Below are 22745 nucleotides of genomic sequence, written 5' to 3' on the forward strand. Positions count from 1 at the left end.
AAAGATAACTAAAGAAAAAATAAGAAATAACTTTATTGAGCATAAACTTTTAACAAGTCCTTTCCTCATGACTTGATATTCAATGTTCTTACTGAAATAGTAAAGAGAAGAACCAAGTCTTTGCATTATCACTTGAAAAAAAAACAATGGATTTTAACTTAGCAAAGAATAGCTCTTTTTTCTTCCATTACTCTAGCAACATAAATGCAATGTTCTCTTTTCAAAAAGCCTTTTCCATTCTTAGTTCTTAGACCAACAATCTGTAATAGAACCCTTCCTACTTGACGAATGGAGGCCTTTCAAAGACACAGTCGAAAGAACGATTTATAAAACTCGATTGAGCACGGATCGAATATAGCAAGGATATATATTTTCGCTGTTTTTTATATTTGGATTTCCTTTTTTTGTGGGGAGAACCAAGAAGCTAGTTTTGCTTTCATGCTTATAACAAAGCATACCACTCTTTTGTGCTAGCTTAGCTTGAGCAAAGGATGTTGTTATAACAGTCAAAAAAGAATGTCTTTTAATCTATACCACAACCCTACCATCGGAAGGAACCATGGATGAGCCGTGTAAAAAAACTCTTTCTTAAAAGGAAGAGTTAACAATGAGCTTTGTCCTCTGGGATCGTTTAAAAGATAATACGCAGTAAGTTTGCCTAGATAGCTAGATAGGGCAACTCCATGACCGCAATACCCAAGACAATAATGGATGCCGTTTAGTAATCTGCCATAATGAGGCAAATGATCAAAAGTAAAGCCGACTTTTCCTTCCCAAACGTTCCAAATTTTAATTTCTTTAAGTGCTGGAAATACCATAGATATGGAACGACGAAGTTCTTTTGAAGCGTCTATGATTGAACTCTTAAAATTTAATTGTGTTCTACCGCCAAAAAGTAGCTTTCCATCATCTAAAAATCGGAAGTAATAAAGAAAGTTTTTCGTATCATAGACAGCGGATTTTGTATGAACCAGTTTTTCTAACAGATTTTTATCTATAGGTTCAGTCAATACAATTGTACTCGGTAGTGGAATAATCCGTCTTTGAATTTCAGGGAAAGAAGAACTTGTATACCCATTAGTAGCCATAAGCACTTCTCTAGCAAGGGTTCTTTTGTTCCCAGAAAAAGTGACTTCAAATTTTCCTCCTTTCTGTTCTATCTGTTGCACCTCGGTCTGCGGATGAAAATCGACTCCTTTTTTAATTGCTAGCGCTAGCACACCCTGATAATAGCGTGCGGGATTCAGTAGTGCTCCCTCAGGTAAAAAAAGTCCACCATGATAGAGGGCCGTCTCCATACAAGCCGATAGGGAAGATTTGTCCAAGAGTCTAGTTTTTAGAGAAAAGTACTTCTCCAACAGTTCCGCTGTTTTTTCTAGGTTAGCAAGATGCACTGGCTTCCATGCGACTACAAGGTGACCGGGAACAACGAAACCACAATCAATGTTTTCTTTTCGAATCGTTTCTTCAATATCTTCTCTTGCCTTCAAAGAAATATTGAAAAGTTCCACAGCCCTGTCTTTCCCAAAAATTTTAAATAGCTTGCTCACTCCCAGTTTGTATCCAGCTCCCACAAACCCAGCATTGCGTGTAGAAGCTCCATATCCAAGTTCTTTGGCTTCAAAAACATGAACATCGACTCCTTGTTCTTTTAAAATAATCGATGCCCATAAGCCCGTATAACCACTGCCAACGATCGCTACATCCATTTGGTTAGGGATCTCTTTATTGTCTACTTTTAGAGGCTCAACGGTTTCCCACCAGTACGGAGTAGTCTTAAAGGGAAGAATAAGCGATTGAAAAGGATTTTTGCTTCGAATGACAACGGACATAAACAATGACTAATGGTTGAACTCCTCTTCATCTACTTTATTGGATACTACATTCTACAATACTCATTGGAATTCTAAAAATAATTGACATTCAACTTTTCTAGACAGAGATTGTTCTTTACCAAACAGACAATCACTTATGGCATTTAAGGAGGGATTTAACCTTGAAGAAGCTTTAGGGCTTGCCTCTTTATGCGCTGAGATTGAACAGACTCCAATCCCTAATAATCTGTCAGAGTGGCAATTGATCTTTGATTCATTAGAATTTTCTCCTTTTAATGAAAGATGGAAGTTATGGAAAAAGACATCCACAGATACTTATGCCATTGTTATTCGAGGGACCATTCTAAGTTTTGGGAGCATTCTAGAGGACCTTCTTTCTTTTCTAATTCAATCAGATGCCCAACTTGATTATAAACATCAATGCATTGTCTATCAATTCGCTTCTCATCCTCAAGCTGCTGTTCATGCCGGATTTGCTATTGGAGCCCTCCTCCTGCTTCTTCATCCAGAAAAAGGCATAGTGAATCAGCTACGAAAGAGTGTTCCTTCTGGCTCTCCAATTTACATCACCGGACATAGTCAAGGAGCAGCCGTTGCAACCCTCATTCGATCCTATTTGCACTATCAGCCCACCAACCTATCCCACAAGTACAAAAGCTATGTTTTCGCTCAGCCTAAACCTGGTAATGATTTTTATGCCTACGACTTTGATCACCTGTTCAGCAACAAGGGAATGGCTTTTCGCATGATCAATTCATTGGATTGGGTTCCTCAGCTGCCTTTCACTTTCGAGCTTTTATCTGACGTCAATAATCCAACGCCATCAGATCCTCTGCATCCCTTAGAGAAAAACAGCTTAAAATCTATGCCTCATATCGATTTTATGCTTTCACAGCTTGGGATCAAAGAGCTTGGGAACAATTACGACCGCCTTATCTCTGCTCTTTTAACTAAAATTCAAATTAAAACCCTCAATTTAATCAATACCATTCTAAAGCCTCTAGAATCTCTTCTGCCTACCGATATTCAATTGCCGGTCGTCCAATCATTCTTTTTCACCCCCGCAGCCACTCCAATTACCCTTATTGGCTCTCCTTGTTCAGGTAAAGATTGTGAGAACCCTTTCTATCAACACAGCATCCCTATGTATTATAAGTTAATGAAAAATCAGCTTTAAACCCATAAAACCTTTTGACTTTACAGAAGATTGCTGACAAGAGCTCAAAGAAAGGATAGTCCAGAGATCCTTAGATGAATCCCAAATTCTTAATCTAATCTTCCGTTAGGCCAGGATCGGATCGATCAATGGTTTTCGATAAAGAAAACTGCAAAGCTAACCATCGTTGTTAATCAATTCTCATCTCTTTCAATCCCACTGATCTCAATTTCAGATTCTCTCATTTTTATCTTTTTTTGACCTAATTTTCTAATCCCACTAAAACCTTTCCATAATCCTTCTCCTGGTCTTTTTTCCCTTTAGATTCCAGGTTTTTTGACCATCTTTTAACAGCTAAAAGGCCTTTATATAGGTTCCAGGAAGACCTTCTTGGTTCATGTTTTAAGCATGAAGACGATACTCTTTCAACAAAGCTCTTCGCAAGATACACTCTCTTCTGGCAACAAAAACTATACTTTCTTATTTTGTCTCATCCTTGCATTTGGTATCCATGGGCTTCTGCTTGATTGCAGATTTTCACAAGAAAAAAAGAGAAACCTATTCCACAAGCATTATTAAGAAAGGATGAGGAGGTTGCCATTGCTCTTGTTGATCAACCTTCCTCTTCCCTTCCCCACTCTTTCGCAGAACAGACAAAACCACAAGATCCACCTCAACCAATTACACCCATAAAAACAGATGGGAACACCACGCATCCTTCTTCTAGCCTAGTATCAAAAGATCTTGGAAAATACACTAGTGCTTCTCCTAAAAAGAGTAAGAAAGAAGAAAGGCTAGCTGCTCCCATTGATTTTTCGAATACCAAAGAGCTAAACGGAAGCCGTGGTCTAGTTTCTTACCATCTTCCTGTTCCTCCCTATCCTTTATTGGCTCGGTTAAATCATATGCAGGGTAAAGTGGTCCTTCGAATTACCGTGCATAATGGAAAAGTGATTGCTTCAACGATTGTAAAATCTTCAGGTTATTCTCTTTTGGACCAGACAGCGAAATATTGGGTAGAGACCCACTGGCAATTCCCAGAGGGACTTAAAAAAGTTTTTCTCGAAGAAATCATCTTTGAATTAGAAGAAGAAAACGACTCTCCCTCTTTAGTCTCTTAATTCATAGCTCACAAACAACAGATGAACTTATTATGTTCATTCTTTATTTTCGTCTCTTTCAAGAATGTGCTTCCAAATTTCAACCAGAGGGCCATCTGCACCATAAACCGGATCAGTCTTAGGAAGAGCTACTCGAGCTAAATTATCCAAAACAATCGGCAGTTCTTTTGGATCTCCACGACGCAGGTCCCATGACCGGCCTTCTGGATAAGCTCCAACCACAAGAAAACCCAAACTAGCCCAAAGCCGCGCATGCGCTACTCCAGCAGGAATCACCACTACGTCTCCTACACTCAATTCTATTCCCTTGCCTCTAGGACCACCCAATCTAACCTTGGCTTGTCCACTAACTACCGCAAGCACTTCGTGTGTGGTCGAATGAAAATGATCAAACGAATAAATTCCATTTACCCAAGATCCTTGCCAATGATGCGAATAGAAAAGTTCTTCAACGGCAGAAGGTTTTTTTTCAAATTCCTTTAAAACCCCTTGATAATGAAGAACTGGGAAAGGGCTATTAGGGAACCCTTCATAAGCGGTCAAGAGTATTTCATCAGGCTTTATTCTGTGCATACTTCTACTCAACTTTGAAGAAGCAAGAACCACTTGTTGCTTAATTCGGGCTTTAACCTCTATAAAAAATAAACATAACCTTGAATGCCTGAAAATTAGAGAAGTTTTTTTCTTTTCTCTATCCTCTCTTATTAATTTCCAAAAAGCAAAGCGGCTATCCTAAACCCAAAGAATATATCCCACGAAAAGAAATTCACTTTTAGAAGGCAATACGTTCTAAACAGAGAGAAAAATTATAAAGAGGAATCGAGTTTAAATGACATCTTATTTCCAAATTTGCTTTTGCTTATTTTTTTAGAAGTATTGCTTTTATAAGCTAGCCATTGGGCTTGTTAGGACAACTCTTCTCCATTCTTCATCAGTAATAAAAGCAGATTGGGCTCTCAAAAGTCTTCCGTGTTGAAAATTACAAAGCAGATCTCCTTTACCCCTGAGCTGCTCCGCACCGCTTTTATCAAGAATAAGCAAGGACTCTGTATCATCAGTTACTCTAAAAGAGATTTTTCCAGGCAAACATTGTCTGATCAGTCCTGAAACGATTTCTTTCCTAGGACTTTGAGTAGAAATGACAAGATGAATCCCAGCACTTCTTCCCTTCTGAGCAATTCGCTGAATATGACTTTCAAACTCTTTTTTAGATTTGCTACCGCCTTTCAGTCCTGTGATCATATCTGCATACTCATCCATCACAATTATCCAATATGGAATGTTTTCTTTCCCTGCCATATACATGCTAGTAAGATCTTTAAATCCTTCCTTCTTTAATCTTTCATTCCGATCATTCATTTGCTTGAACTGCCTGTTTCAACAAATTCTCAGCTTCCTCATGGCTGTTTATGCTTTTTAGGGGAAGAAAATCAGTCCCTTTAAAATCAATTAAAAAGACCCTAGCTTTTTTTGGATATTTAGAAAGAATGGCTCCGATGAGCGACTTCAAAAATTGGCTTTTCCCGCTTCCCGTGGTTCCAGCTACTAATAGATGAGGAAAATTGCTATCAGTAAAATCACCGATAACCCATTCGGATTGTTCTAAATCAATCGTTTTGCCAATTGGAAATGCAAGATCTCCTTTAAGTTCTTTTAATGCTTCTTTCCAAGGAACTATGCAATCTATTTGAGGGAGGGCTACATCGATCTTTACATAATTTTTATCCGCATCGATAAATGGAGGAACATCTAGCCCAAGATGTAACTGAATGTCTTTCTTTCTATTTACGATATTCGTTAACTTTACCGTTACATCTTTTTCAACAAAAAATCGAATGAATTGCGGAGCAGTTTTAGATTCACTCACTTTAGCATCGATTTTATTCTTAGAAAAAAATTCGTTTAATTTCTCTATGTAATTCTTGTAAGGCTCATTCCCGTTGATAGCTATTCTTTCCAGGACTGTAACTATTTTTAAATTAAAAAGCCTTTCTAGCTCATTTTTATTCAGTTCGATGACTTTTCTATTGGGATGAAAATAAGCAAGGCTTATTCGAGTCGGCTCCTGACCGGACTGTTTTAACATCCAGGAATATAGAGCAAGCTGAAGTTTATCTTTTTCATCAATATTCTCAGTAGATGGTTCATATCTTGATATTTTGTAATCAACTAACTCGATAGCATTGGCTGTCGTTTTACTTAATCGATCAATTCTTCCAATAATTTTTATTTTTTTACTGTCTTTTTTGACATAATCGGCATAGATATCCTTTTCAATTTCCCAAAAAAGATGATCTATTCGGTTATCGCATCGAGCCAGTTCTTCGGGCAAGCCCTTATAAAAAGCATATAAAGCTTCTTCCAAAAATCGTTTTTCTTCTTTCTTTAAATCGCCTTTGGCTCTAATATCACCTTTTATTTTATCTTGTATTATTTCTTTAAGCCTTTTTAGCAACTCATCCGGACGAATGAAATGTGATGCTTTTGCTTCCTTGCTGATGTCAGCGATTATCTTATGAAAATAATCACCTAGATTGGAGTCTGGTTGTTTTTCAGGCCCTAATGACTCATTGCTCGAAATCTTGTCTATAATCCAGCTTACAGTAACCTCTATTCCATTAGTAAGAGTAGGAAGAGGTGGTTGTGGTAGTGGAGTGATTTGTGGTGGAGGAGATGATGATGCGACTAATGAATCAATCCATGAAGAAAGCTTCTTTGAGACAAATTCTTCTACTTCTTCTTTCGAATAGGTGATATCCCTAGAAATAGCATTACGATAAAGTATAGCCAGGGCATAGAATTCAGCCGTTTTATCCTTATCAAAAGCTTCTATGCGCAAACGACCTTCTTTTTTGGCTTTATCGATTGTTTCTTTTTCTTTAGTAGCCTTCCAATTTTTCCCTGGAATTTCCTTTAATTCGGGGGATCTAAGGAATACACCCAAAAACCGTCTACGTTCGGCTTGAAAAGAATGAAATAGTTCAAGAGTCTTCTTAGCAATTGCGCCCCAGCGTTTCCAATTGTCACTTTTATCACAACCAAAATAAATAGTAATCTGATGACCTTCATTTTGCCAACAAACCGAATAGTAATCATGTTTTATCTGCTGGACTGATTCTTTTTTCCCAAAAAGAGCTGATTGAATCGCCTCAAGAAAAAGATCAGGTTGAAATATAACCTGACCAGAAAGAAACTTCTTCTTCTCTTCATTAAAAATCTTTTCTAACTCATCGTTTCCTTTTGGTCCATCGTCTCTGTTTGGTTCATCTTTTAATCTTTGCTCAGCCCATTGAAGAAACTTTCTAATTCCTACTTTTGTTTGGGAAGAAAAAAACGAAGGTAATTCTTCAAGAAGCTTTCTATATTTGCTTTCTTCAATAGGATATCTTCTCATCCTTTGCTTGATAAGTTCTATGGCTTGGTCTCTGTTCAAGCCTTCTAACTCTAACTGTTTTTCATAAGCAATCCTATCTAGATTGGCCTTATGAATATAATTTCTATGTCTTATCTCCCAATCATAGGAATTTGTCGTAAGAATAGTTAGATGATTCTTGCATTCATTAACAAGAGAACCAATCACAGATCCAAATTGCCTACATAACGACTCATCCTCTCCATAACGTTCAGTTTGATCAAAACAGAAAACAAAAGGGCGTGCAAAAGATGCAAGGTTACAAAATTGACAAACCCGCTGCCAGCATAAATCATTTCGATCATCAACAGTTGAATCCAGAGATTTAATATATTTTGTTGGAAGGCCAATTTCTTTTGCATCTTCTTCCTCCAAACTTTCTCCAGTTAGCCATTCTATACACTTCTCCCTATGGCGCTGGTCATGGTTGGCAGAATACCAGAAAAAGATCCAAAACAGAGGGATAAGCTTATATAGCTCTCCAATATCGATGCCTCTTTTGTATAAAGCATTTTCGCAACAATGAGCTAAAGAATCCCAATAGGATGCTTGCATCCATTGAATCCATTTTTCAGAAGGATTAGAAAAATCAGCCTTTTGATTGGGTGCATTTCTTAAAGCTTCTACAACTTCGAACTCGTTGGAAACTCTTCTGACAAGACTCTTCTGAATAAGCTCCTGTGGTTCAATCAATTTATCATTTATAAGATCAGCCAAGAGATTGCCGATAATGCGGCTAGTATAAATTTCAAATTGTGTATAGGATCGGTTATTTCCCTTATTTATAAATTCTTCAGGCCGAGAAAGCTCAGTAAGAATCCTATCGAAGATATTTATCCAAAATCGATGAGGATCAATAATCGCATAAAAATAAATGAGAGTTGCTTTGCCCTTAAGCTCTTGAAACAATCTTCCAATAAGATAGGTCTTGCCAAAACCAGCTTCGGGTGAAGATAACAGATAGGCTTTGGGAAGTTCTTTTTTTTGACCTAGCTCTTCGAATTTTTTGAGAAGAAATATTAAGGGTCTTTCATTTAATCCACTAAGAGGAGGATCTGGAAGAACTCTTGGATCTTTAACAATTTGTTCTTCAAAAGGATTCATCTTCTTTTTAAGTTTTAAGATTGCTCAAGTTTAACTCTCAAAAATCTATTGCCTGCATACTGCAACACTGCCTCTTTTTCTTCTTCAGAAGCCAAAGCCCAGTCTCCTTCAAAAAGATGGGCTAAACCCTTCCTACTCTGTTCTAGAAGCCATTCGTGAAGGCTCTTTAGATCAACACCTGATTTTTTCTGCAAAGAAGCAATAGCAACATGAGAGAAGTTATTAAACTTATTTTCCTTCAGGAGCTCCTCATAAGCTTTATAAATCTTTCTTGGATTAATAGAAGAAGTGTCCTTTTTTTCTTCTTTACAAAAAAGAGCCATAGGCAAATAATACCTTGTTTTGCCTATCCTTAAGGGAATCAGAAGACCATCGGCGATTAAACAGTCTAATGTCTCTTGAAAAAGACTTTTAGGACAATTTGAGCATTTCTTGTACAATTGGGTTGCAGAAATGGGCTTGTATTCAATAGGCTTTTCATCAGCAGGGAAAAAAGATTCTAAGGTTTTTTCAATTTTGCCAGCGATCTTTTCCACATTAGGCGCATAGTCAGATAAATAATATCTTTCAGAAAAATTAATGACCTTATTTTCCTGGATCAGTTGGTTCAGTTGATTTTTGTAATCCTCTGAACTATCCTTTTTAGGAAGAAGCTGGCTTTTCGATAAACCACTTTCTTTTGCTTTCTCCAGACGCTTAAGTAAGCTTTCTCTTATATCAAAAGAAGTCTTTTTTTTCTTTTCTTTTGAAACTTTACCCATTTTTCTCAACCCTAAACTCCATATTTTGAACACTAAGTTCTTTCAAAGTCGAGCATAATTTTTTTTTGTTTCAGATTTTCTAACCCCACATTTCTGGATCATTCACAAAAATTAAAAGGGAAAAGAATATTCCTTAATTTTCTTTAAATCTTCTAACCTGTTCATTTTAGTTCGAAGATCTTTTTGAAATTTTATTATATTGAGTTTATAACACTACATGTAACTTAGGCTGCTTTTATACTTTTGAACAAAATCAATAAAGGCTTTACGGAAGTCTAAGACTCATAAAAGAGTATGATTACATAAAATCCTAAGAACATTAAAAGTAGAATGGCCTAAAGATAGGAAAAATGAATCCAAACCCAGAGGATAAATATTTAGACAAGAATCCATCTCTTTTCAAAAGTATAGAACAAAAAATTGCCGCGGTGTTAAATCTTTACAAGTCAAGGCCATTGCCTGGAGTTTCTAAAAGCTCTCTTTTAGTTGATTCGATTTGGTTTGGATTGACTGACGTTCAAAAGAAAAAAAAAGAAGGTATTCTAAAGCTTGGAAAATGGAAAATCCATTATCGATATGCTCCTAGTCCCTACCCCCCTAATTAGAGAAATATTTTTTAATCGTATCTACGAATTTCGGTCGACAAAGCCAAATCCACGAATCTTTGACTGTGGAGCCAATATTGGCATGGCGACTTTCTTTTTTAAGAGTCTTTATCCAGAAGCTTCAATAGAAGCCTTTGAAGCTGATCCTGAGCTTGCCTGTATTCTAAAAAGAAACATTTCTGAAAATTACCTTGCTAACGTTCAAGTGAACGATTGTGCCTTAGGAAATAAAAACGGGGTTGGAGAGTTTTACCCTAATAATAATCCAGTATTAGGCAAAATGGGAAAACCTTCAGTTGGAAGCAAGCCTTCCATACCAATTTCAATTCGGCGACTTTCTGAATGGATTGGAGAAGGGGTAGATTTCTTAAAACTAGATGTTGAGGGAGCTGAATGGGAGATTGTCAAAGATCTTTATGAATCGAATGTGTTGTGGAAAATAAAAGAAGCAGTTGTGGAATATCATGGGAATACAGATGGAGAGGAATCCCGTTTTGGCGAATTTTTGTCTTTTTAGGAAAAATCTGGATTTCTATGTGTTTCTCCGTCCAATCCCTTGAATTTTTCAAAATTTTTTCCAACAACTCTTATACTTAGATTTAGACAACAGAAAGAACATACAATTGCATCTTGAAATGACTAATGGATTCAATGATTTTTTCAGCGCAATGATTAATAATCTTATAGCTCGTGGGATTTCTTGGGCAAAGAAAGTTGTAGAAGAACAAGCAAAAGAAGGACGCCTACTTTCTGATTCTGAGCTTATAGTGGCAAAAAAAGTGGGAGTCCGATATCCTGAAAGGATCCGGATCGTTTTTGTTGATCAGATCCCTCATCCTGAAGACCCTCAACTTTTAGAAATAGCTCAAAGCTATGGACTCTCTTTTCCTTCAATGATTGGTTTAGCCCTTGGTTATACAATTTTTATTCGTAATAATAACTTTTCAGAAAAGCTGTTAGCTCATGAATGTCGCCATGTCTATCAATTCGAACAAGCTGGCAGTATTGAATCTTATCTTCAAAATTACCTTCAATCTTTGCTCCCTAATGGTTATGCTAACTCTCCCTATGAAAAGGATGCACAAGCCTGGGAGAAAAAAGGACAATCTTAAGATTTCTAAAAGGAATATATATAAATATTTTTGAAATATTTCTGAAAAATAGGCAATAAAACGCTCGATTGATATAAAAATCCTCTCTATCATTCCTAGCTATCACAATCACAGCATCACTAAAATCTGAACTTAGACCTTACTAAATGGTTATCCTCACATCTAATATTTAAAACTAAGAATGCTTAGCAAAAACCTTCTCCCTGCTTTTCTATATTTAGTCTTCCATCCCTCGTAAAGAAAGCAAACTAGCGGTGCAAGAGGCGATCTGTTCTATGCTCCAGTTTTCCATGAACGGTATCACTGAATAAAAAGAAGGTTTAATGACCTATGCTTTGGAAAGCGAAGTAAAGGCAAGCTACTCTTTGCTAAGTCGTAAAACGGCCTCTTTGCGAAGCGTTGATTTTTGAATATACATTCAAAAAGGAAGAATTCATGAAAGAGCTTTGGAAAAAAAGTGCGACTGAGCTTAGCCAATTGATCAAGCAAAAAGAGCTCTCACCGGTTGAACTTGTCGACACATATGCCGAAAGAATTAAGAATATCGATCCACTTATTCATGCCTTTACATGTCTATCGATAGATGCTGCCAAAGAAAAAGCAAAAGCACTCGAAAAAGAGATTCTTCATGGTGATACGCTTTCTCCTCTGTTTGGCATTCCAATAGCCATCAAAGATCATTTTGACACTGTTTCTTTGCCTTCGACCTTTGGTTCTTATCTTTTAAAAGATTATATAGCTAAAGAAGACCATCTACTTGTTAAAAGACTAAAAGAAGCCAAAGCACTTATCCTTGGCAAAACAAACATGCCTGAATTTGGCTTTAGCGCGACAAGCCACAATCCGATTTTTCCAGCGACTCGCAATCCATGGAATTTGGAATACACTTCTGGCGGTTCTAGTTCAGGATCCGCAGCTGCTGTTGCCACCGGTCTTTGTCCACTCTCCTTAGGCAGCGACGGTGGAGGATCCATTCGTATTCCAGCTTCTTTCTGTGGAATTTTCGGTTACAAGCCCTCCAGAGGTAGACTGCCATGGCCTATCGGGAAAGGAAGAGATTTAGAGCACTGGGAATTATTTTCTCACGCTGGTCCTCTTAGTCGAACAGTAGAAGACGCTGTGCTTTTTTTGTCCGTTCTCTCTGGGCCTGATCCTTCTGATCCTTATTCACTCCCTAAAGCAGAATTTTGCTGGAATGACTGTTTAAAAGAAGATCTCAAAGGTTTAAAGGTAGCCTTCAGCCTTGATCTTGGGTATGCCCGCATAGACCCTGAAGTAAAACAAATCGTTACAAAATCAATCGAACTTTTTGAAACGGATCTTGGATGTAAAATTGAGGAAGTGGATCCCGGCTGGCCGGATCCTTCAGAAGCTTTCTCTACTTTAGTATATTTTGGAGCAGATTTGCCAGTGCTAAAGAAAGCGGTGAGTGAAAACAGCCAGAAAATCAGTAGTCACATCACAAGATTTCTAGAACGCAGTTTTAAGCCTGAAGACTTTTCTCAAGCATTGAAAATACGAAGAAAAGTGATTTTTGAGATGAGTAAGCTTATGGAACAGTATGATCTTTTTCTAACCCCTGTTACTGCTGTTCCTCCCTTTCCTCTCTATTTTCAGGGACCAGACATCATTGATGGGGAAAGGGCTGATCCACTCCTTTCTTGGATTCCTTTTACTTACATTATGAACATGACTGGACAGCCCGCAGCTGCTGTCCCTGCAGGTTGGACATCAAAAAACGTTCCTGTAGGTCTTCAGATTGCTGGAAGACATTTGGATGATTTCACGACACTAAGAGCAGCTTATGCCTTCCAAAAGGCTTGCCCATGGCAAGATAAATGGCCTCCAATAGCATTGTCTACGTAAAAGGACGAGGTATAAAAAGCTTTTAGAAGAAATCTTCTTTTTATAAAAAACGAAAAAGGCTATTTGTTACCATTTCTTATAGGGAAGGAACTTTCCATTCAGTATGAGTTTTATCCGCGGTCCAGCAGAAGACTCAACTTTTTCTAAGGAAATTTCCATGTCAACAGCACTCATGATGCCATCTCCAAATTTTTCCCAAATGAGTTCTCGAATAGCTTCACCATATACTCCAAAAGCTTCATAAAAACGATAAAGGACTGGATCATTGGGTATTTGTTTGTCCCAACTTCTATCAACTGGTTTCTGTAAGTATTCGGAAATTTCAGGCTCTAGAGCTAGAACATTGCATAAGCAATCTGCTTGTTCTTTTTTGGGAACAGCTTTCCCAAGACAAACGGCAACCAAAAACACTTCTGAGATTCCTGTTTGTTTAGAAAGTTCTTCCCACGAAAGCTTTTTTTTCTCTTTTGCTGCTAATATTTTCTCTCTGATCCAATCTCGATTCATAAAAAACCCTTCTTACTACTTTTTTCTGTTTTATCTTCTGTATCCATTAGATGGTGTCAAAACCTTAAAAAAGACCTGTCCTCTTTTCAGCTACTTGAAATTAAAAATCATTTCTCTCCTTTAGAATCTCTAAAACTCCATATCCTTCAAGATCTTCCATTGCAAAGCAAAAATTAATTTATTGACCAAAAGAAGAAGCGTTCTGTTCTTTGCCCTTTGGTACCAAAATAAAATGACTTTCAATAATCTTAGTAATCAAATCATGCAATTGTTCGTCGGTCTTATGTGTAGAACCAAGCTTTTCAGCTTCCGCAAAGAGCTCTTCTGCCAGTTTTTTCCCTTCCCCTTTTCCCTTATATTTTATTTCTTGATACTTACCTAATATCTGTTCCCACACAGTTCTAACACTACTCCAAAACTTTTCTGTTTTTTTCATATAAGAAAGAGCGGCAGAGAAGTCTAACTTGTTTTCTGAACGATATGAAATTATTCCTAGTTCCTTAACAAGTGCATAATTATTCGATGGTCCCTTTATCCACTTTTCGTTATCCTCTTGAATAAGCCAGCCACCTTGAAAAACAATCTGGTGCATGACCGATTCCATCACATTATAGTCAGATCGCCTTGATAATTCTCTTCGAGGCAGCGGTCTCACCAACTTGTTTGATATCCATTCCGAATAACTCTCTGTATGGTTCCAATGGCCATAACCAGCATATCGCGGAGAATCATCAACACTCCAGACAGTTTGCGTCCAACAATCTTTCACCTCCTGTGGATTAAGGTTTACTGTCTTCCAACTGTTACTGCCTGTATATACCCAAAAAGCCTCTCTTTCATAATCCCAATCCTGCCTCCAATGCTTAATGACTCTATGGCTAGAATCAACCAGTAAATGTTGTAGGCTAATATGCTTAGGCTTCTCTTCAATAACGATTACTTTTTCATACCCTTTGATATCGTATGGAGGATGAAGGGTATAGCCTGGATGTAATGGATAAAGCTCGTTAAATCGATAGCTGACTTTCCAATTTCCAGCCATAGAAAGTATGGCTTTTCGATCAGTAGCAAGTCTCTCCTCTGTAGAGAGTCCAAAGGCAATTACTACCGAGAAGGCCACAATGCCAAGGAGAGTAACAAGTAAAAAAAACCATTTTTGCATAAGGAATGATAACACCAAATCTTATGGATTATCCAAGGATAGAATTATCTTTAGATTTTTTACTCAATCCATTCACACTGTTATTGTTCCTCATTCAGAATAAAAAACTCTTATTCCAAAAACTCTTTCCTAAAGGCTTGCTAGATAGAACCCGTCTTAGACTATGGATTGATCACGCATTCACTGCATTTCTTCTCCCTTGCTAAAAACAAAGCCCTAGTGAAGCAAATCGCTCTTATTTTTTCCTTCAGCTATCCTAATACACCTTCGTTTGGACATTGGATAAAAAGAACTTTACTGGCAATTAAGCTAAGCAAAAAACTTAATTCTTTTTTTTAATCACTTGTTCGAGTGTTTCAAAGAACAACTAAAACCCTTTTGAAAAAGTCTTTTTTGTTCAATATCTTAGAAGCATATGAAGGATATTCCAACCAGTGTAATAAGGTTCTATGGAGAGCCCAAATATGCATTAGAAGTCGTAGAAAAAAAGGAGATAACCTTTATACACAACTATTTAATGAACGATCCATTTGATCCCTATTTAGTTTTTGAAACAGACTTTGAAAAAAATTACCAAGCTCTACTCCAGCATGTCAGAGCACAACATCCTGAAGACATAGATTGGTTTTCGCGTTGTATTCTAGAAAGCAATTGGCAACGTTTTCTAAACGAAATAGATGAATTCCTTTTATCCCTAAAAAGGCAGCTATTCCTTTTTTCTACTAGTGCAGAAAAAGATGGAGTTCGTCCAGTAGATAATTTGTACATGTGGGGACATTATGGAAGAGGCCATCGGGGTGTCGCTATCGAATTTAATACCGATCCATTAGAAAAAGACGTAAAAAAATTGCACACGCAATATACAGGTACTCCCATCAATTTATCTTGCTGGGTTCAAATAGACTACGTAGATGATATGAGTCTCATAACCGCTGAGATGTTCTACCAGTTTTACAGACAAGAACATCAGATTAATAGTGGGTGGCAACAAGAACGACAAGAAACAGAACTAGATAGGCATTATAAGAAAATGGAAAAGGCAAAATCAAAAGTTTGGGAAAAAGAAAACGAATGGAGAATAAGGTGGAGTGGAAACGATCCAGGAACTAATTTCGCAGCAGCTGATATTGCTAGGTTAACACAAGAACAAATACAAAAATGGTTCCTTGTGAAATGTCCGATTACCCAATCGTCTATAAAAGCTATTTATCTTGGATTAGGATTAAATCAGGATATTGCTGAACAAATAAAAGAAAGGACACGATCCAATTTCCCAGATGCAAGAATATATACGGCAAAAAAAGAACATGGAAGATTCGGTTTGGAATTTCAATAAGTTAAAGATTAAAAAATGTTCTCTTCATAAAAGACCCATTCAAGTTTTTTGGTTTCTGCACAACCAAAACTGTTGAAACCGTTTTTTTCCTTCTCCTGCTCTAAAAAGAACTGGTGCATCTAGCTTTCTATTACCAATCCTTTTCCACTTCCCTAGAGTCCTTGGTTCGGACTTAATCCTTAAAAGGTTATGGCTTTTACTGAACCCTTCCAAAAGTTTTTGACCAACTTCGATAATCAAGAAGCTTCCTGAAGGATGTGTTTCCACACAAATATAGGTAGCAAGAAGAAGGGAACTTCTGTAAGAAGCCAGAAGAAAAAATTTCTGCTCCCTCAATATCGCACACAACAAAGGTGTTTTCCCCAGCTAATTTGTTTAGGGTCCTATTTTTCCAGCACACAGCAAAACAGATTATTCAATAGATTATTCATCATACTTGGCTACCGCAATTAGAGACCATATAAACCCAATAAAAAAATAAACTACAATCACCAAAGAGAAGATTCATAGGTCATAGAAAATGAGGATAACTCATTTTATTCTCAAACTTTAACCTCCTCTTTCTTATGATTCCTTTGATAAAACAAATCTACCCTCCTGATAAGGTAGTAAACCGGGATAAACCAGTCCGATCCAGCTGATTAATACCCCAACTCTAGCTTTTCAATGTCTTAGTTTGCAATATATTGTTGCTGGATTGCGACACGGAGGCGCAAAATGCTTCCTTGCTTATTCCTGTACAGAGATGGATTGAGCTTTTCTAAATTAAAAATAATTCTTCCAGACCTTTTTGATCTAAGGCTTTAAAAGATAGATATAGAATACCAAAAGACAAAATGAGCTATTGATAAACAAATTTTTCTTTCAAATCTCGGGCTATTTAACCACTTTCATGCACCACGAAACTTTTCTAAAAGAAGAAAATAGGATCACCCAAACCTTTAACTATCTGAAGAAACCTCCTGCTTAGTCTTAAGAGAGCCTCTCTCTAAGAGACTTTCTTAGGATATATGAGGTTTAAGTAAAGAAAAGATGATGGCTGAAGAGAAGGAACACCTCTCAAAGAGTTAAGCTTTAAAGATTCTCTCTAACGGAATAGAACCCTAAGTAGTGGTGTACTGGTAAAAACCGTTCTCTCAAAAGAAAGGTACTAGCTCTTTTCTATTTTTTTTACTATTTTTCTCTCATTTAAGTTTAAAAAATGGAGAAATTGATTTTGCAATTGTTTGGTCGACTTCCTTTTGCCTACTTCCTATTAGTTCTTTTCCCTTTTTTTAGCGCAGGGCATCTATCCTCCTTGTTTGCCTACGGTAGTAATCTTTTTTTTTCAACAAGCCTCCAACCCAAAACAAGTTCCTCTTCCACTCAACACTCCCCTTAGCACCAACCGAAGCAGAGGATCAGCCGCTTTTTTTGCAAGAAGAAGGCTTAACTTCGCATGGCAAAAAACACTGGTATGACTATCTCATTGAAGCTGATCCTGGTGCCTGCAAAATCCAAATTGCTCCAGACTACGAGCAGAACGCTCCTCAGACAATTGCCGTCTTGCCTTTCCTTGAAAAAGGAAGCGGGAAATTTTCTATCAATGGGGTTAAAATAGATAATAGGGATAAGGACAAATTAGAAAGCTGGAGATGGACTATTGCTCAAAGAGTAAGAAGAGTGTTTTATGGGTTTCTTGCCTCAAGGGAATTTGAGGTCGTTCCCCTATCTAAAATTGACCACGTACTTCAGACAAAAAACATTAGGACGGAAGTCTCTCTTCAATCCATCAAGCCTGAAGTCCTTGGTAAGTGGCTGGGAGCCGATGCGCTAGTCTATGGAGAAGTCTTTCCATATCAGAGATTTTATATGGTCATGGGTAGTGGCATTCGGGTTGTACTTTCCATACAGATCATTTCTTCAAAGACAGGGAAAGTCCTTTTTAGCGGCCGTGTCAATAGAAACCTCTTAGATATTAACCCTAGGTTTGATCCTGTGGACATAGGCATCTCTTCTGTTTTGACCTTAACAAGCTTAAGAGACATCAACTTAAAAAGAGCTGAAGATGAAGCTTGTCGAGAGCTTGTCTTAAGAATTCCCCTCTCTCCAAGAAAGGCCTATCCAGTCTTTGGAGATGCTACTGAGTCTGCTCCTAAAGCTATCCCCTCCAAAGCACCCGATACTCCTATCGAGGCCTCTCTTTCCACTAGCCTTTCAGAAAGGGATTTTATAAAACCTCCCAAAGCCTGGGCAGCCAATGAAAAAAAGCTAGAGCCTCAACGATTTTTCCTAGAGGAAAAACAATTTGTCGCTCATAGTAAGAAAAAAACCATGGATTATGTCCTTGAAATGGATCCTTCTCGGTTCCAGCGTATTGTTTCTCCCCTGCTAGCAATAGAACAACCTAAAACATTTGCGCTGCTGCCATTCGTTGAAGAGGCAACCAAAGGCAAATTCATTCTTAATGGCATTCCCTTGTCTTTTCGATCCAAAGAAAAAAGAGAACAGCTTCGCTGGACGATCGCGAATCGTTTACGGAGGGGAGTAGCCTGTTATCTTGCCCAGAGAGACTTAGCCATTCAAAGTATTGAACTAACGGATTCTATTTTAAAAGCTCATGGATGGAAAAAGCTTTCTGATATGCTAGCAACCGATCCCATTACGATTGGAGACTGGCTTGGAGTCGATTGTGTTATTTATGGAAAGGTTTCCTCAATGATGTCGATTTATTCTTTAATGTATGCCGCATGTAGGGTTGGGCTTTCCGTACAGTTTGTCTCTACTAAATCTTCCAAAACCTTAGTGGAGGTATCTGGAAGCCGTACGGAATCCTCTTTTGCCCCAGCATTTGATCCTCTCGACATTGCTATTTCTTCTCTTACCACAGCTCTTTTAATCAGGGATGTGACCTTTCGAAGAGCAGAAGATGAAGTATGCCGAGAAATCGCTGCTCGTCTCCCCTCCTCCATGTCACAAAAGACGGTGGGTACCAACTAATTCTGAAAAATGCGTCTCCTATCCAATCACTTCATGAAACTTTTGCTGAAGCGTTATTATTTATGGCTTTTGTTTTTCTTTCCTATTCTAGAAGCAAGCCATGCCCAAAACCCAAAGACACAACAAGAAAGTTATTCTCAGCAGCCCAGCGATAATACTACCCCCATTTCCTTTTCCCAAAGCAAATTAAGACCATCCGATAAACCCTTAATCCTCAAAGGCAAGGCTTTCCAAGAAAAGCAGCTTCACTTCTTTACAAATGCAATCCAGTTAGAACAGCGAAAAGACTGGAAAGGTCTCCTGGTGTTTTCAAAACAATGGATTGCAGCTTTTCCTTCTGAAGCGGCCGCCTATTTTTTCCTTGGCATTGCCTACGAAAACCTCGGTCATTATTCTCGGGCGATCGAAGCGTATAAAAAAGCGATCCATCTTAAAAAAGACTTTGCGAAGGCATGGTGTAATCTTGGAACTTGTTATGCCTATGTAGGACAGTATGCAGAAGCAACCGAAGCTTTCAAGCATGCCTTAGCAGGTCAACCAGATTTAGCAAAGGCTTGGTCCAATTTAGGGGCTTGCTATATTGAACTAGGCCAGTATTCCCAGGCAATCAAAGCGTTAAAAAAAGCAATCAGACTTAAGCCAGAACTCGCTGAATCCTGGTGTAATCTTGGAACCGCCTATGGAGAAAAGAAAGACTATCACAAAGCCATTGAATCTTTGCGCAAAGCTATTGAGCTTAGACCTGATTATATGGAAGCCTGGTGGAACTTAGCAAAAATTTATGAAAAAACCAAGAACGTAGCAGAAAAGACGAAAGCTGAACAGAAAATTAAAGAAATAGCGCATCAAAAGGCAAAATAACTAAAAAACCTTTTTACTCCTAAAACGAGACTGAGTAAGAAGCTTCACTACAATTACTTTTTTGTTTTCCTAGAACGAGGTTTAGTCTTCTGAATATTTTTCTCGTTTTTACTTTTTCCATAAACGACTTCTTTGAGTTCTCCAATCGTGACTTTACCAACAGGCACATGTTGATCTTCAACTAGTTCTTGACCACCTTTAATCGGTAAGATCGTCAGTCGATACCCTTTTGGTGTCTTTACAAGTACCGCTAATGCAGCGCTAGGAATGAGGATCAGAAGAAAAAAAGTCAATAATAGCACTTTGTTGTTCACTTATCTTTAAAATATAGTGATTAAATTGTTAAATAATAGATCCATTTTTTTTAATCGGATCATTTTTCTAAAATATCTAGACGGACCAATGTTTATCGCCTATTGGGAAGCTTACGTTTCTTCTTGAGCAGGATAGGTCACTATTCCATTTTTTATCTGACACCATGGAGTCAGCACATGTTTTTTTTCCTTTCCTTTTGACAAGATATGAAAAACTTCTACTCCACGAAGCATGAGAGCATCTGCAATGAGAGAACGGTGACAGCGCCATGGGAGAGTTTCTGCGCACATAAGAGCTGCGTTCTTTTCTTTTCCTAGTTCAATGATTTGATCAAGAGCAGTTGAAAAATTTTCAGTTGCCATGTAATCAGCAAACCCTCTGAAACTCTCATTTTGCCATCCTTTGTTAGGAGAATCTTTTTTCGGATGCCTCAGTCCGCCAGCCTCCGGGAGATGAACATATAGGATGCCTTCTTTAGCAAGTGCCTCCGTAATCGTTTCTTTATTAAATTGAGGATTATGCCGAGACCGAGGAATTGATCGGACGTCAATCAAAGCCTCTACATTCGCCTCTTTGAGCATGGAAATCAACTCCTCCAAGGATTTTGTTCCATGCCCAATACTTTTGATAATCATCCTTCATAAAAATAACCAAAATATTCCTTGATAGAAGGAAAGTATTATTTGATGGACGAGTAGTTTTTTGGCTTGCAGCTTTCCATTGCTTGAAATACTCCTTAGTAGCAATCTAAAGACAACAAACACAAGGTGTTTTTAGTTGCCAGGGGCTGACTTGGGAAATGGCACATATTCTCTCCCTAGGAAAAGCCAATAGCTTTTTTAGCAAGTCTAGATATAGGAGTAGTGATAAAAGGTATTGATCGATTTCTTCCCATCATGATAAGCGCCTCCTTTAAACCGAGCTGATGATAAAAGTTTTAAGCTTTAAAAGGGATAGTCAGACCTCTCCAAGGACTCTTTCAGAGGAAGACCAACCAAAATGCATAAGATTCTGTAGAATGAACGGAAAGGAGCTTGCAAGGGAGAATCCCTCAAAGCATTTGCTCTGCTCCGATAGCCAGCCTACAGTAAGGCTATGAATTTCTGGTGTTTGAAGAAACAGTCTTTTAAAGTTCTTGAAAAAATCGACCGCAACCCTTTTTACCTTTATTCTAATTGAAGGATACTATTATCTAATCCAAAAAAAATAACAGAAAGGGCTGTGTCCTCAAATGAGTCGATAGAAAAGGCATAGGATTTGCTTCATTGAAGAAGATTCTTCTTTGAGAAAAACGAAGATAGCTAGAAAAAAAAATGGAATTTTTAAAAGAATCCCTCCCTCCTCTATCCCTAAGCGAAGCTATAGGAGAAGCAAGCCGCTGTCTTTATTGCTGGAATCCTCCTTGCGTAACAGCTTGTCCAACGAGTATTGAAATTCCTAAGTTTATCAAGCGCATTGAAACGGGAGATATTAGGGGGGCTGCCGAAGTTATTTTAAAAGCCAATGTTCTTGGTGGCACCTGTGGCAGAGTCTGTCCAGTAGAAGAGCTATGCGAAGGAGCTTGTGTCATCACCAAATTAAACAAGCCCTCTGTAGCTATTGGCAGGCTTCAGCGTTTTGCCATTGATCATTTCTGGGCTAAGCAGCAGCCTCCTTCACAATGGCACATCCAGAAAAAGAAAAAGGTTGCCATCGTAGGATCTGGACCTGCAGGGCTTAGCTGTGCCGCTACATTAGCTCAGTTGGGGATAGAAGCAGTCATATTTGAAAAAAATCGACTCCCAGGAGGACTTTCCACCTACGTTATCCCATCTTTTCGCGAGCCAATTGAAGTGTCGCTCAAAGAGGTCGAAGCAGTAAAAAAACTTGGCATCACAATACACACAGAAAAGGAGCTTGGGAAAGACTTTTCCTTAGAAGAGCTCAGAACTGCTTATGATGCCGTGTTTTTGGCCATTGGCCTAGGTCAGAGTCCACAACTCCAGATCCCTGGAGAAGTATACTTTCTGGACAGCCTAGAATTTCTCTCTAAAGCAAAATTAGAGCCTTGGTCTTTGCCTGATGCCAACAATATTGTGATCATTGGCCTTGGGAATACGGCTATTGATTGTGCTCTCGTAGCAAAGAAGATAGCCAAGGAACAGGTCAGCATTCTTTATAGAAAAAGGCTTGAACAGTCTCGAGCTTATCCCAAAGAAATAGAAAAAGTGCTCAAAGAAGCCGTTCCCATCCAATTTTTAACCATGGTAAAAGAGGCAGTTGTAAAAGAAAACAAATTGGTTGGACTAAAATGCCAGCGTGTCGATCCCCACAGCAGTCTGGATTCAGCAGAAAAAAAGGAACAAAACGGAATAGAATTTTTTTTACCCGCTCAATTGGTCATTCGTGCAACCGGTCAACAAAAGCCCTTATGGATCACGACAATGGCCATTGAACTTGACAATGGTTTTATCAAAGTCAATGAAAAATATGAAACTACCCTTCCTAGGGTATATGCTGGAGGGGACTGCATACGGAAAAAAGGAATGTTTTCGACCGTCCATGCTGTTGAAGATGGGAAAAAAGCCGCTTTCTCTATTGCTGCCTCTTTTTCCTAAAGAACCGATCGATTGG

19 protein-coding genes are annotated in these 22745 nt (G+C 38.1%); 10 read left to right on the forward strand and 9 right to left on the reverse strand.

The window, feature by feature from the left end; translation table 11 throughout:
* Positions 1–506: 506 nt before the first annotated feature.
* Positions 507–1832: an NAD(P)/FAD-dependent oxidoreductase gene (locus kam1_RS07850; protein WP_039721047.1), complete on the reverse strand. Its 1326-nt coding sequence runs from the start codon at positions 1830–1832 to the stop codon at positions 507–509.
* Positions 1833–1971: 139 nt separating this feature from the next.
* Here kam1_RS07850 and kam1_RS07855 point away from each other — a divergent pair, with 139 nt between their 5' ends.
* Positions 1972–3012: a lipase family protein gene (locus kam1_RS07855; RefSeq protein ID WP_039721046.1), complete on the forward strand. Its 1041-nt coding sequence runs from the start codon at positions 1972–1974 to the stop codon at positions 3010–3012.
* Positions 3013–3518: 506 nt separating this feature from the next.
* On the forward strand, positions 3519–4112 hold the full coding sequence (locus kam1_RS07860; protein WP_143958361.1) for an energy transducer TonB: 594 nt from the start codon (positions 3519–3521) through the stop codon (positions 4110–4112).
* 36 nt (positions 4113–4148) lie between these two features.
* On the opposite strand, the gene kam1_RS07865 is transcribed toward kam1_RS07860, so the two are convergent.
* From kam1_RS07865 to kam1_RS07880, 4 genes are all read right to left on the reverse strand, one after another.
* Positions 4149–4685 (reverse strand): cupin domain-containing protein, encoded by a 537-nt coding sequence (locus kam1_RS07865; RefSeq protein ID WP_052250439.1) that lies wholly within the window; start codon positions 4683–4685, stop codon positions 4149–4151.
* 309 nt (positions 4686–4994) lie between these two features.
* A complete protein-coding gene (locus kam1_RS07870; protein WP_039721044.1) occupies positions 4995–5471 on the reverse strand; it encodes an FtsK/SpoIIIE domain-containing protein in 477 nt (158 codons plus the stop codon).
* On the reverse strand, positions 5464–8628 hold the full coding sequence (locus tag kam1_RS07875; RefSeq protein ID WP_039721043.1) for a PD-(D/E)XK nuclease family protein: 3165 nt from the start codon (positions 8626–8628) through the stop codon (positions 5464–5466). Before kam1_RS07875 ends, kam1_RS07870 begins: the two co-directional genes overlap by 8 nt.
* Positions 8629–8642: 14 nt before the next feature.
* Positions 8643–9389: a hypothetical protein gene (locus tag kam1_RS07880; protein ID WP_143958362.1), complete on the reverse strand. Its 747-nt coding sequence runs from the start codon at positions 9387–9389 to the stop codon at positions 8643–8645.
* 350 nt (positions 9390–9739) lie between these two features.
* Between kam1_RS07880 and kam1_RS07885 the strand changes: the two genes are divergently transcribed.
* The 4 genes from kam1_RS07885 (at position 9740) to kam1_RS07900 (ending at position 12972) form a co-directional block, all read left to right on the forward strand.
* Positions 9740–9994, forward strand: coding sequence for a hypothetical protein (locus kam1_RS07885; protein ID WP_143958363.1), 255 nt, complete (start codon positions 9740–9742; stop codon positions 9992–9994).
* Positions 9939–10511: an FkbM family methyltransferase gene (locus tag kam1_RS07890; protein WP_039721040.1), complete on the forward strand. Its 573-nt coding sequence runs from the start codon at positions 9939–9941 to the stop codon at positions 10509–10511. The genes kam1_RS07885 and kam1_RS07890 overlap by 56 nt, the downstream gene beginning before the upstream one ends.
* Before the next feature lie 106 nt (positions 10512–10617).
* The gene (locus kam1_RS07895) at positions 10618–11106 is read left to right on the forward strand and encodes a hypothetical protein (protein ID WP_200885773.1); all 489 of its coding nucleotides are present in this window, start codon (positions 10618–10620) and stop codon (positions 11104–11106) included.
* Between the two features lie 435 nt (positions 11107–11541).
* Positions 11542–12972 (forward strand): amidase, encoded by a 1431-nt coding sequence (locus kam1_RS07900; protein WP_039721096.1) that lies wholly within the window; start codon positions 11542–11544, stop codon positions 12970–12972.
* A gap of 66 nt (positions 12973–13038) precedes the next feature.
* Here kam1_RS07900 and cynS read toward each other — a convergent pair whose 3' ends face one another.
* Together cynS and kam1_RS07910 are read right to left on the reverse strand one after the other, a co-directional pair.
* Positions 13039–13479, reverse strand: a complete 441-nt coding sequence (cynS, locus tag kam1_RS07905; protein ID WP_039721038.1) for a cyanase — start codon at positions 13477–13479, stop codon at positions 13039–13041.
* 178 nt (positions 13480–13657) lie between these two features.
* Entirely contained in the window at positions 13658–14641 is a 984-nt protein-coding gene (locus tag kam1_RS07910) for a DUF6607 family protein (RefSeq protein ID WP_039721037.1), read from the reverse strand.
* Positions 14642–15056: 415 nt separating this feature from the next.
* On the opposite strand from kam1_RS07910, the gene kam1_RS07915 reads away from it, so the two are divergent.
* The 3 genes from kam1_RS07915 (at position 15057) to kam1_RS07925 (ending at position 19817) form a co-directional block, all read left to right on the forward strand.
* Positions 15057–15977 carry a DUF2971 domain-containing protein gene (locus tag kam1_RS07915; RefSeq protein ID WP_039721036.1) on the forward strand — a complete coding sequence of 307 codons (921 nt, stop codon included), beginning with the start codon at positions 15057–15059 and terminating at the stop codon, positions 15975–15977.
* Between the two features lie 1413 nt (positions 15978–17390).
* Complete coding sequence (locus kam1_RS07920) at positions 17391–18956, forward strand: GNA1162 family protein (RefSeq protein ID WP_143958364.1); 1566 nt, start codon at positions 17391–17393, stop codon at positions 18954–18956.
* A gap of 33 nt (positions 18957–18989) precedes the next feature.
* Positions 18990–19817, forward strand: a complete 828-nt coding sequence (locus kam1_RS07925; RefSeq protein WP_052250438.1) for a tetratricopeptide repeat protein — start codon at positions 18990–18992, stop codon at positions 19815–19817.
* A 53-nt stretch (positions 19818–19870) separates the two neighbouring features.
* On the opposite strand, the gene kam1_RS07930 is transcribed toward kam1_RS07925, so the two are convergent.
* Positions 19871–20131 (reverse strand): hypothetical protein, encoded by a 261-nt coding sequence (locus tag kam1_RS07930; RefSeq protein ID WP_039721034.1) that lies wholly within the window; start codon positions 20129–20131, stop codon positions 19871–19873.
* 111 nt (positions 20132–20242) lie between these two features.
* Complete coding sequence (locus kam1_RS07935) at positions 20243–20767, reverse strand: DUF488 domain-containing protein (protein ID WP_143958366.1); 525 nt, start codon at positions 20765–20767, stop codon at positions 20243–20245.
* A gap of 678 nt (positions 20768–21445) precedes the next feature.
* On the opposite strand from kam1_RS07935, the gene kam1_RS07940 reads away from it, so the two are divergent.
* Entirely contained in the window at positions 21446–22729 is a 1284-nt protein-coding gene (locus tag kam1_RS07940; RefSeq protein ID WP_143958367.1) for an FAD-dependent oxidoreductase, read from the forward strand.
* Positions 22730–22745: the final 16 nt, after the last annotated feature.

Source organism: Methylacidiphilum kamchatkense Kam1 (assembly GCF_007475525.1).
GTDB classification, from domain to species: Bacteria; Verrucomicrobiota; Verrucomicrobiia; order Methylacidiphilales; family Methylacidiphilaceae; genus Methylacidiphilum; species Methylacidiphilum kamchatkense.